11 protein-coding genes are annotated in these 10,597 nt (G+C 69.1%); 10 read left to right on the top strand and 1 reads right to left on the bottom strand.

The genetic code is table 11. The annotated features are described in order from the left end of the window. Positions 1 to 154: 154 nt before the first annotated feature. From ctaD to ACZ5IQ_RS18580, 3 genes are all read left to right on the top strand, one after another. Positions 155 to 1,852 carry an aa3-type cytochrome oxidase subunit I gene (gene ctaD, locus ACZ5IQ_RS18590; RefSeq protein WP_061004131.1) on the top strand — a complete coding sequence of 566 codons (1,698 nt, stop codon included), beginning with the start codon at positions 155 to 157 and terminating at the stop codon, positions 1,850 to 1,852. A gap of 75 nt (positions 1,853 to 1,927) precedes the next feature. Further along, a complete protein-coding gene (gene serB / locus ACZ5IQ_RS18585) occupies positions 1,928 to 3,151 on the top strand; it encodes a phosphoserine phosphatase SerB (protein ID WP_110767291.1) in 1,224 nt (407 codons plus the stop codon). A gap of 94 nt (positions 3,152 to 3,245) precedes the next feature. After that, entirely contained in the window at positions 3,246 to 3,557 is a 312-nt protein-coding gene (locus ACZ5IQ_RS18580) for a hypothetical protein (RefSeq protein ID WP_020103125.1), read from the top strand. A 14-nt stretch (positions 3,558 to 3,571) separates the two neighbouring features. Here the strand turns inward: ACZ5IQ_RS18580 and yczR are convergent, their stop codons facing one another. Beyond that, entirely contained in the window at positions 3,572 to 5,023 is a 1,452-nt protein-coding gene (gene yczR / locus ACZ5IQ_RS18575) for a MocR-like transcription factor YczR (protein ID WP_133427156.1), read from the bottom strand. 62 nt (positions 5,024 to 5,085) lie between these two features. On the opposite strand from yczR, the gene ACZ5IQ_RS18570 reads away from it, so the two are divergent. The 7 genes from ACZ5IQ_RS18570 (at position 5,086) to ACZ5IQ_RS18540 (ending at position 10,549) form a co-directional block, all read left to right on the top strand. After that, the gene (locus tag ACZ5IQ_RS18570; protein ID WP_165605527.1) at positions 5,086 to 5,229 is read left to right on the top strand and encodes a hypothetical protein; all 144 of its coding nucleotides are present in this window, start codon (positions 5,086 to 5,088) and stop codon (positions 5,227 to 5,229) included. 77 nt (positions 5,230 to 5,306) lie between these two features. After that, a complete protein-coding gene (yczE, locus tag ACZ5IQ_RS18565; protein ID WP_406801809.1) occupies positions 5,307 to 5,927 on the top strand; it encodes a membrane protein YczE in 621 nt (206 codons plus the stop codon). Then, positions 5,897 to 6,760, top strand: a complete 864-nt coding sequence (locus ACZ5IQ_RS18560) for an ABC transporter ATP-binding protein (RefSeq protein WP_061001297.1) — start codon at positions 5,897 to 5,899, stop codon at positions 6,758 to 6,760. Before yczE ends, ACZ5IQ_RS18560 begins: the two co-directional genes overlap by 31 nt. Next, complete coding sequence (locus tag ACZ5IQ_RS18555; RefSeq protein WP_212813826.1) at positions 6,757 to 7,557, top strand: NUDIX hydrolase; 801 nt, start codon at positions 6,757 to 6,759, stop codon at positions 7,555 to 7,557. The genes ACZ5IQ_RS18560 and ACZ5IQ_RS18555 overlap by 4 nt, the downstream gene beginning before the upstream one ends. After that, the gene (locus ACZ5IQ_RS18550) at positions 7,557 to 8,219 is read left to right on the top strand and encodes an enoyl-CoA hydratase (protein ID WP_464480078.1); all 663 of its coding nucleotides are present in this window, start codon (positions 7,557 to 7,559) and stop codon (positions 8,217 to 8,219) included. Before ACZ5IQ_RS18555 ends, ACZ5IQ_RS18550 begins: the two co-directional genes overlap by 1 nt. A 71-nt stretch (positions 8,220 to 8,290) precedes the next feature. Continuing rightward, positions 8,291 to 9,316: a class I SAM-dependent methyltransferase gene (locus tag ACZ5IQ_RS18545; RefSeq protein WP_212813830.1), complete on the top strand. Its 1,026-nt coding sequence runs from the start codon at positions 8,291 to 8,293 to the stop codon at positions 9,314 to 9,316. A 27-nt stretch (positions 9,317 to 9,343) separates the two neighbouring features. After that, positions 9,344 to 10,549: a THUMP-like domain-containing protein gene (locus tag ACZ5IQ_RS18540; protein ID WP_212813832.1), complete on the top strand. Its 1,206-nt coding sequence runs from the start codon at positions 9,344 to 9,346 to the stop codon at positions 10,547 to 10,549. The last annotated feature ends 48 nt before the right edge of the window (positions 10,550 to 10,597 follow it).

Here is a 10,597-nt window from a genome sequence, read left to right as displayed (position 1 = left end):
CGCGCCACGCCGGGCCAGGCGGCCGGTCCAGCCAATTACGACAGTTTGTAGGACCCTCGCCGCAAGGCTGTGCGATGGGGGATAAGATCACCGGCAGACAACATGGGATGCCCCGTGTGCTCGAACTATTCGCCCGGAACATTTGGAGGATCTGTTGGTAGCCGAAGCGCCCCCAATCGGAGAACTCGAGGCTCGTCGCCCGTTCCCGGAGCGTATGGGCCCCAAGGGCAACCTGATCTACAAGCTGGTGACCACGACCGATCACAAGCTGATCGGCATCATGTACTGCGTCGTCTGCTTCGTGTTCTTCTTCATCGGTGGCCTGATGGCGCTGTTCATGCGCACCGAGCTGGCCATGCCGGGACTGCAGTTCCTGAGCAACGAGCAGTTCAACCAGCTGTTCACCATGCACGGCACGGTGATGCTGCTGTTCTACGCGACCCCGATCGTGTTCGGCTTCGCCAACCTGGTGCTGCCGCTGCAGATCGGCGCCCCCGACGTGGCGTTCCCGCGGCTGAACGCCTTCTCGTTCTGGCTGTTCCTGTTCGGCGCCATGATCGCCATCGCCGGCTTCATCACCCCCGGTGGTGCCGCTGACTTCGGCTGGACCGCCTACTCGCCGCTGACCGACGCGATCCACTCGCCCGGTGCCGGTGGCGACCTGTGGATCGTCGGCCTGGCCGTCGGTGGTCTCGGCACCATCCTGGGTGCCGTCAACATGGTCACCACCGTGGTCTGCATGCGCTGCCCGGGTATGACGATGTTCCGCATGCCGATCTTCACCTGGAACATCCTGGTGACCTCGATCCTCGTGCTGCTGGCCTTCCCGCTGCTGACTGCCGCGCTGTTCGGCCTGGCCGCCGACCGCCACCTGGGCGCGCACATCTACGACCCCGCCAACGGCGGCGTCCTCCTGTGGCAGCACCTGTTCTGGTTCTTCGGCCACCCCGAGGTGTACATCATCGCGCTGCCGTTCTTCGGCATCGTCTCGGAGATCTTCCCGGTGTTCAGCCGCAAGCCGATCTTCGGTTACACCACCCTGATCTACGCGACGCTCGGTATCGCCGCCCTGTCGGTCGCCGTGTGGGCGCACCACATGTACGCCACCGGCGCCGTCCTGCTGCCGTTCTTCTCCTTCATGACGTTCCTGATCGCGGTCCCGACCGGTATCAAGTTCTTCAACTGGATCGGCACCATGTGGAAGGGCCAGTTGACCTTCGAGACGCCGATGCTGTTCTCGGTGGGCTTCCTGATCACCTTCCTGCTCGGTGGCCTGTCGGGCGTGCTGCTGGCCAGCCCGCCGCTGGACTTCCACGTGACGGACAGCTACTTCGTCATCGCGCACTTCCACTACGTGCTCTTCGGCACCATCGTGTTCGCCACCTACGCGGGCATCTACTTCTGGTTCCCGAAGATGACGGGCCGGCTGCTCGACGAGCGTCTGGGCAAGCTGCACTTCTGGCTGACCTTCATCGGCTTCCACACCACCTTCCTGGTCCAGCACTGGGTCGGTGACGAGGGCATGCCGCGTCGTTACGCCGACTACCTGCCCACCGACGGCTTCACCACGCTGAACGTGATCTCGACCATCGGTGCCTTCATCCTGGGCCTGTCCACGCTGCCGTTCGTGTGGAACGTGTTCAAGAGCTGGCGTTACGGCGAGCCCGTCGTGGTGGACGACCCGTGGGGCTACGGCAACTCCCTGGAGTGGGCCACCAGCTGCCCGCCGCCGCGGCACAACTTCACCGAGCTGCCCCGGATCCGTTCGGAGCGCCCGGCGTTCGAGCTGCACTACCCGCACATGGTCGAGCGGATGCGCGCCGAAGCGCACATCGGTCGATCGCACCACTAGGAATCAGCCGACCCGCCCGCGCCTAAGGCGCGGGCGGTTCTGCGTTAGGGGACTTGACAGATGACGCAGGCAGGAATGCCAAACGGATCCGTGCTCATCACCGTCACCGGTCTCGACCAGCCGGGCGTGACGTCGACGCTGTTCGGCGTGCTGTCGCGGCACAACGTCGAGCTGCTGAACGTCGAGCAGGTGGTCATCCGTGGCCGCCTGACACTCGGCGTGCTGGTTGCGGTGCCGGCCGAGGTGGCCGGCGAGGTGCTGCGGGCCGACGTGCAACAGGCCATCGGCGAGCTGGGACTCGATGTCGCGATCGACAGCAGTGACGATCAGCCCGTCCTGACGGAACCGTCGACCCACACCATCGTCGTGCTGGGCCGGCCCATCACCGCCGAGGCGTTCACCGTCGTCGCCCGCGAGGTCGCGGCGCTGGGGGTCAACATCGACTTCATCCGCGGCGTCTCCGACTATCCGGTGACGGGGCTGGAGCTGCGGGTGTCGGTGCCGCCGGTGGGCGGGGCGTACACCCAGCTGCAAACCGCGCTGGCGCGCGTCGCCGTCGACGAGGGCGTCGACATCGCGCTCGAGGACTACAGCCTGGCCCGCCGGGCCAAGCGGCTCATCGTGTTCGACGTCGACTCGACGCTGATCCAGGGCGAGGTCATCGAGATGCTGGCTGCCCGCGCCGGCGCCGAGGCCAAGGTCGCGGCGATCACCGAAGCCGCCATGCGTGGCGAGCTGGACTTCGAGGAGTCGTTGCGGGAACGCGTGGCCACGCTCGCCGGGCTGCCGGCCGAGGTGGTCGACGAGGTCGCCGACCAGATCGAGCTGACCCCGGGGGCCCGCACCACGCTGCGCACGCTGCGCCGGCTGGGTTACCACTGCGGTGTGGTGTCGGGCGGGTTCCGTCAGGTGATCGAGCCGCTGGCCGAGGAACTGATGCTCGACTTCGTCGCGGCCAACCACCTCGAGATCGTCGACGGCAAGCTGACCGGCCGGGTGACCGGCCCGATCGTCGACCGCCCGGGCAAGGCCAAGGCGCTGCGGGACTTCGCCAACCAGGCCGGTGTGCCCATGGAGCAGACCGTCGCGGTCGGCGACGGCGCCAACGACATCGACATGCTGTCGGCCGCCGGGCTCGGGGTGGCGTTCAACGCCAAGCCCGCGCTGCGGGCCGTCGCCGACGCGTCGCTGAACCACCCGTATCTGGACACCGTGCTGTTCATCCTGGGCATCACGCGTGGCGAGATCGAGGCCGCCGACGCCGTCGACGGTGTGGTGCGACGCGTCGATATTCCGTAGGGATTCCCTGGCGAGGGCACACCGGGGCCGCTGTCGCGTTACAGTGGTGACTATTGATATTGATTTGCTGCGTAAGCGTGTGGGAGATGGTGACATGAAGCGTGCGGTTCTGGTTGGTGTGAGTGCTGTCGCGTTGGTCGCCGGCCCCTTGTCGGTCGTCTCTGTGACGGCGGCCGCGCCGGCCTACGCGTGCCCCTGGGGGACGGTGCCGAGCCATTTCGAAGGCGTGTGCGTCAAGGGCACGGCGAATGGCAGTGGCCCGCAGGCGGTGCCGCCGCAGACGTCCAACAGTGGGACGGGCGCACAGATCACCCAGTCGGTCGGCGGCCTGCAGACGGTCAACGGCATCCCCTGCACGCCCGAGCACATCGGCACCTGCATCGGCCTGATCCAGAGCCAGCAGTAAGTTCTCAGGGCCCCTCAGACGACGAGGGCGTGCGCGTCCGGCGTACCGGAGCCGGTGACGCTGCGCCAGGCCTGAGCCAGCACCGCAACCGATTCGTGTAGCCGCTCCTCGGGCTGTGTGAAGGGCACCCGGATGAAGCGCTCCAGGGTGCCGTCGACGCCGAATCGTGGACCCGCGGGGATGACGAGCCCCATCCGGGACGCCGCGGCCGATAGCGCTGAACTCATGGGTGCGGGCAGCCGCATCCACATCGACATGCCGCCGTGGCACGGGCTCGCCGTCCAGTCCGGAAGTTGTTCCTGCAGAAGCGAACTCACCAGCTGCCGCCGGGCCCGCAGCATGTCGCGGCGGGCCGGCAGCACGGTGTCGGCCTGGCGGAGCAGATCGGCCGAGGCGAGTTGTTCGACGATGGCGGTGCCCAGGTCGATGGTCGGCCGCACCGCGGCGATGGCGGCCAGGGTGGACCTTTCGGCGCGAATCCAGCCGACCCGCAGTCCACCCCAGAAGGACTTCGACATCGAACCGACGGTGATCACCAGGTCGCGACGGCTCTCCAGGTAGGAGGCCAGTGGCGGCGGCAGCGGCTCGTCCAGCCAGATGTCGCAGATGGTCTCGTCGATGATGGTGCGAGTCCGGGTCTCGGAGATGATGCGCGCGAGGCGCTCGCGTCCCGCGGCCGGCAGGCTCAGCCCGGTCGGATTGTGGTTGTCGACGATCAGGTAGGCCAGATTCGGTGCCAGTTGCCGCATGGCGGCTTGCACGGCATCCAGTTCCCAGCCGTCTTCGGCCATGCTGACGGGCACCGGGCGGGCTCCGGACGCGGCGATGAGCGAGATGGCGCCGTGGTACGTCGGCTGCTCGATGAGCACGCGGTCGCCCGGGCGGGCGTAGGTGGCCAGTATGAGATTGATCGCGTGCAGGGCCCCGGTGGTCACCATGATCTCGTCGGGCTCGGTGGGAAGCCCCCTGGCGCAATATCTTTCGGCGATGGCCTGGCGAAGTTCGGCGACGCCGGTGAGTTCGATGCCGATGTCGTGCAAGTGCGGTGCCAGGCGCTGGGCGGCGCGCGTGAATGCCTCGATGGTGGCGGCCGCCGGCGCCGAGGGGGCGGCGTCGGCCAGGCTCAGCGTGCCGGTCCTGGTGAGGGGGGCCGGACTGGCCGTCGGTGCGGTGGGCGGCAGCGCCGTGGTGCTGCGGGCGCCGCGGCGGGCGTTGAGATAGCCGTCCTCGCGCAGCTGGGCATAGGCCGCGGTGACGGTGGTGCGGGAGACGCGCAGGGCGTCGGCCAGCGCGCGCTCGCTGGGATACCGGGCGCCGACGGGAAGCCGGCCGTCGACGATGAGCAGGCGGATGGCATCGGCCAGGCCCAGATAGGCGGGGCCGCTGAGGCTGGAGGTGCGCCAGTTGCCCAATTCTCGTGCCAGAAGGACTTCGTCAAGTGATCTGGCTGACATCTCGATCGACATTGAAGCCAGTATCAGCCAACTGGCTATTGAATGGCAAGCCAGTTGGCGGGAAAACTGGGGCCATGCGAACGAACTGGCTATCAAAACTGGCTGAGAAGCGCGTCCGGTCGCGGCGCGACAACCGGGCCGATGTCCGCGATCTGGATGCGGCGCGGGTGCGGCACGAACTGGATGCCATCCGCGCTCGCTTCCAGGACCACCGGTGAGGGCTGACGTCGGCGTGAAGACCACGGCCGTCCGCACGGCGCTGCTGCTGGCGGGCCTGAGCGGTTACGGACTGTCAATGGCGCTGTTCGTGCGGGCCGGCCTGGGCCTGGACCCGTGGGACGTCTTCCACCAGGGCCTGGCCAAGCACACGGGACTGACCATCGGCGGCGCGACGGCGCTCGTCGGCGTCGTCGTGCTGCTCGGTTGGATTCCGCTGCGGAACCGGCCGGGCGTCGGCACCGTCGCGAACGTCATCGTCATCTCCGTCGTGGTCGACGCGGCCCTGCTGGTGCTGCCGCAGCCGACGACGCTGCCGGTGCGCACCGCGATGATGGTCGGCGCCGTCGTGCTCAACGCCGTCAGCACGGTGATGTACATCGGTGCCGGGATGGGGCCGGGGCCACGCGACGGACTGATGACCGGGCTGGTGGCCCGGACCGGCTGGTCGGTGCGGCTGGTCCGCACCGGCATCGAGGTGACGGTGCTGGCCACCGGCTGGCTGCTGGGCGGCACCGTCGGCGTCGGAACCGTCGTGTACGCCTTGGGGATTGGGCCGCTGGTGCAACTGGTGCTGCGGTGCACCCCGACCCGGTGGCTCGCGGCCAGTGGCTGGGCACACGTGGTGGGGGACCGGGCGGCTGAACCGGCCGTGACTACGATGAGCGAGTGCCCGGCGCCCTCAACGACCACCTCGTAGAACCCGACGCCCAGCCCGATCCTGACCTGCTGATCGAATTCTCCGGGGTCACGCTGCGCCGCGGCGGGGCCACCCTGGTCGGCCCCATCGACTGGGCGGTGGAACTCGACGAACGCTGGGTCGTCCTGGGCCCCAACGGCGCGGGCAAGACGTCGCTGCTGCGCATGGCGGCCGCCGTCGAGCATCCGTCGTCGGGCACGGCTTTCGTCCTCGGCGAGCGGCTGGGCCGCACCGACATGTCCGAGTTGCGGTCTCGCATCGGGCTCAGCAGTTCGGCGCTGTCGCAGCGGATACCGGACGACGAAGTCGTGCGGGACCTGGTGGTCTCGGCCGGATACGCCGTGCTGGGCCGGTGGCGCGAACAGTACGACGACGTCGACTACAACCGTGCGCTGGACACCTTGGAGAGCATCGGCGCCGAACACCTCGCCGACCGCCGCTACGGCACGCTGTCCGAGGGGGAGCGCAAGCGGGTCCTGATCGCCCGGTCGCTCATGACCGATCCGGAGCTGTTGCTGCTCGACGAGCCGGCGGCCGGACTGGACCTCGGCGGTCGCGAAGAACTGGTGGCCCGGCTGGCTGATCTGGCCGCCGACGCCGACGCGCCGGCCACGGTGCTGGTCACTCACCACGTCGAGGAAATCCCGGAGGGCTTCACGCACTGCCTGCTGCTCTCCGAGGGGCAGACGGTCGCCGCCGGGCTGCTGCCCGACGTGCTGACATCCGAGAATCTCTCCCAGGCCTTCGGTCAGTCGATCGCCCTGGAGTACATCGACGGGCGGTACTTCGCCCGTCGTACCCGCAGTCGCGCGGCGCACAGGAGGCGTATATGACCGAACTCGACCCCTTGCATCCCCGGCCGGCCGCGACGGTGATGCTGGTGCGCGACGGTGCGCCTGGCATCGAGGTCTTCCTGATGCGCCGCACCATGTCGATGGCCTTCGCCGGCGGCATGACGGTGTTCCCCGGCGGCGGGGTCGACGAGCGCGACCGCGATGCCGACATCGCCTGGACCGGACCCGACCGCACCTGGTGGGCCGAGAAGTTCGGCGTGGACCCGGTGCTGGCCGGCGCGCTGGTGTGCGCCGCCGCCCGCGAGACCTTCGAGGAGTCCGGTGTGCTGTTCGCCGGGCCGGCCGACGACCCCGACGGCATCGTCTCCGACGCGACCGTCTACCACGAATCGCGCGCCGCGCTGGAAAGCCGTGAGCTGTCGTTCGGGGAGTTCCTGGCCCGCGAGAAGCTGGTGCTGCGCGCCGATCTGCTGTGGCCGTGGGCCAACTGGATCACCCCCAAAGAGGAACGCACCCGTCGCTACGACACGTTCTTCTTCGTCGGCGCCCTGCCGGCCGGCCAGCGCGCCGACGGCAACAACACCGAGAGCGACCACGTCGCCTGGCGTACGCCCACGGCCGCGCTGGAGGAGTTCGCGGCCGGACATTCGTTCCTGCTGCCGCCCACGTGGACGCAACTGAGCTCACTGGACGGCCGGACGGTCGGCGAGCTGCTCAAGGACGAACGGAAGATCGAGCCGATCGAACCGGTGCTCACCATGGGCGAGGGGACGTGGGACATCGAGTTCTTCGATGCCGAGCGGTACAAGGCGGCGCGCGCCGGTAGGGCGCAGTGATGACCAAGCGTGAGTTCGCCGCGGAATTCGTCGAAATCCACGTCATCGACGGCATCGGGACCCTGCTGCTGGCCCGGCCGCCGCGCAATGCGCTGACCCGCCAGATGTGCCGGGAGGTCGCCGCAGCCGCCGAGGAGCTGGGCCAGCGGTCCGACGTCACCGCCGTCATCGTGTACGGCGGCCACGAGGTCTTCTGCACCGGTGACGACGACCACGAGACCAGCACCCTCGATGCGGCCGAGGCCCGCGTCGCGGGCGCGGTGTGCCGCGCCGCGGTCGACGCTGTCGCCGCCATTCCGCGGCCCACCGTCGCGGCCGTCACCGGCTACGCGCTGGGCAGTGGCCTGACGCTGGCGCTCGCGGCCGACTGGCGCATCAGCGGCGACAACGTGAAGGTCGGGTCGACCGAGATCCTGTCGGGCCGGGCACCGGCCGAGGGTGCCGCGGCGCGGTTGGCCGCGGCCGTCGGCGACAGCCGGGCCAAGGACCTGGTGTTCAGTGGCCGGTTCGCCGGTGCCGATGAAGCCGTGGCCCTGGGTCTGGTCGACCAACTCGTGGCGCCCGACCACGTCTACGACGAAGCGCACAAGTGGGCGCGCAGGTTCCTCGACTCGTCGCCCGAGGCGCTGGCCACAGCAAAGGCGGCGTTCGCGGTTCGCTGATCCCCGTGCTCAGCGGGTGAACAGAACCGTGGATGTGAACTCCCGGTGACGGGGCAGTTAGGCTGACCTGCATGACGAGTACCGACCAGACGTCCGAGGTCGCCGCAGCCGACGCTGCCGCCAAGGTATCCGAGGTAGTTGACCAGGCACCCAACCCGCATGCGACGGCCGAGCAGGTCGAGGCGGCCCGCCACGACACCAAGCTGGCGCAGATCCTGTACCACGACTGGGAAGCCGAGAGCTACGACGACAAGTGGTCGATCTCGTACGACCAGCGGTGCATCGACTACGCCCGCGGTCGCTTCGACGCCATCGTGCCCGACGAGGTCCAGCGCCAGCTGCCGTATGACCGCGCCCTCGAGCTCGGCTGCGGCACCGGCTTCTTCCTGCTGAACCTGATCCAGGCCGGCGTCGCGCGCCGCGGCTCGGTCACCGACCTGTCCCCGGGCATGGTCAAGGTGGCCACCCGCAACGGCAAGGCCCTCGGTCTGGACATCGACGGCCGTGTCGCCGACGCGGAGGGAATTCCCTACGAGGACAACACCTTCGACCTCGTCGTCGGACACGCGGTGCTGCACCACATCCCCGATGTGGAGCTGTCGCTGCGCGAGGTCGTCCGCGTGCTCAAGCCGGGCGGCCGGTTCATCTTCGCCGGCGAGCCCACCACCGTCGGCAACTTCTACGCCCGTCGCCTGGCCGACCTGACCTGGAAGACCACCGTCGCGGCCATGAAGCTGCCGGGCCTGGCGTCCTGGCGCCGGCCGCAGGAGGAGCTCGACGAGAACTCGCGCGCCGCCGCGCTCGAATGGATCGTCGACCTGCACACCTTCGAGCCCGCCGACCTGGAGCGCATGGCGACCAACGCCGGTGCGGTCGAAGTCGCCACCGCCAGTGAGGAATTCACCGCCGCCATGCTGGGCTGGCCGGTGCGGACCTTCGAGTCGACGGTGCCCCCGGGCAAGCTCGGCTGGGGCTGGGCCAAGTTCGCCTTCGGCGGCTGGACCTCGCTCAGCTGGTTCGACGCCAACGTGTGGCGCCACATCGTGCCGAAGGGCTGGTTCTACAACGTCATGATCACCGGGGTCAAGCCGTCCTGACGGACCCCGCGCCCCTGACGCTCTGACGTGAGCGGCTATGCCTTCACACTCGACGATGTCGCCTACCTGACCGGACCCGGTCAGGAGGCGCTCGCCGAGGTGGCCGCCCGGCCCCTGACCGATGCCCACCGGGTATCCGACATCGCCTGGGCGCGTTCGCGTTTCGGTGACCGTGCGGCGGTTCTGGTCGAGACCGTGCTGCTGCGGCGCCGGGCCGTCGCCAAACTGGCGCAGCTGGGCGACGTCACCGGCTGGCTGTTCACCGACGAGGCGCTGCAGCAGGCCACGGCCGGGGCTGTCGCCGTTCATCGGGCGCGGCGGTTGTCCGGCCGCCTCGTGCACGATGCGACGTGTTCCGTCGGGACAGAACTTGCCGCGCTGAGTAATTCGGCTGATTCGGCGTCGCATCTCGTCGGCAGCGACCTGGACGCGGTCCGGCTGGCCATGGCGCGGCACAACGTGGGCGACCGGGCGCTGCTGTGCCGCGCGGACGCGCTCCGCCCGATCACGCGGGACACCGTGGTGGTCGTCGACCCGGCGCGGCGCAGTTCGGGGCGCCGCAAGTTCGACCCCCGTGATTACGCCCCGCCGCTGGACGAGCTGCTCGAGGTCTACCAGGGCCGCGACCTGGTGGTGAAATGCGCTCCCGGCGTCGATTTCGGCCAACTGGCCGAGCTGGGATTCAGCGGCGAGGTGCAGATCACGTCGTTGGCCGGCAGCGTCCGGGAGGCCTGTCTGTGGTCACCGGGGCTGGCGCCATCCGGCGTTACGCGCCGGGCCACGGTGCTCGACAAGAACGGCCAGGTGGCCGAGGAATTCACCGATGCCGACCCCGGCGACTGTCCCTCGGGGCCCGCGGGGCGGTGGATCGTCGACCCCGACGGCGCGGTGGTGCGCGCCGGTCTGGTGCGCCACTATGCGGCGCGGCACGGCCTGTGGCAGCTCGACCCGGCGATCGCGTACCTGTCTGGCGACGAGTTGCCAAGCGGCACAAGGGGTTTCGAGGTCATCGAGCAGATCGCCTACAACGAGAAGCGGCTCCGGCAGGCGCTGTCCGCGCACGGGGCGTCGGCCGTCGAAATTCTGGTGCGCGGCGTCGACATCGACCCGGATGCGTTGCGCGCCAAGCTGAAGCTGCAGCGCTCGGGTGCGCAGCTCTCTGTGGTGATCACGCGCATCGGTGCGGGCGCCGCCGCCCGGCCGACGGCCTTCATTTGCCGGCCGTCGCGCTGAATCGCCAGGTCGCAGTTCATGGCCGGGACGGGTAGGGCCGACAGGTAC

It is taken from the genome of Mycobacterium toneyamaense, assembly GCF_055384815.1.
This window is presented reverse-complemented; position numbering and strand designations above follow the sequence as displayed.

What these genes read in the sequence shown, in the direction of transcription:
- yczE (WP_406801809.1), top strand. Translation starts at nt 5,307, where the DNA reads ATGGCGCTGTTCGTGCGGGCCGGCCTGGGCCTGGACCCGTGGGACGTC.
- ACZ5IQ_RS18570 (WP_165605527.1), top strand. Translation starts at nt 5,086, where the DNA reads ATGCGAACGAACTGGCTATCAAAACTGGCTGAGAAGCGCGTCCGGTCG.
- ACZ5IQ_RS18580 (WP_020103125.1), top strand. Translation starts at nt 3,246, where the DNA reads ATGAAGCGTGCGGTTCTGGTTGGTGTGAGTGCTGTCGCGTTGGTCGCC.
- serB (WP_110767291.1), top strand. Translation starts at nt 1,928, where the DNA reads ATGCCAAACGGATCCGTGCTCATCACCGTCACCGGTCTCGACCAGCCG.
- ACZ5IQ_RS18545 (WP_212813830.1), top strand. Translation starts at nt 8,291, where the DNA reads ATGACGAGTACCGACCAGACGTCCGAGGTCGCCGCAGCCGACGCTGCC.
- yczR (WP_133427156.1), bottom strand. Translation starts at nt 5,023, where the DNA reads ATGTCGATCGAGATGTCAGCCAGATCACTTGACGAAGTCCTTCTGGCA.
- ACZ5IQ_RS18555 (WP_212813826.1), top strand. Translation starts at nt 6,757, where the DNA reads ATGACCGAACTCGACCCCTTGCATCCCCGGCCGGCCGCGACGGTGATG.
- ACZ5IQ_RS18550 (WP_464480078.1), top strand. Translation starts at nt 7,557, where the DNA reads ATGACCAAGCGTGAGTTCGCCGCGGAATTCGTCGAAATCCACGTCATC.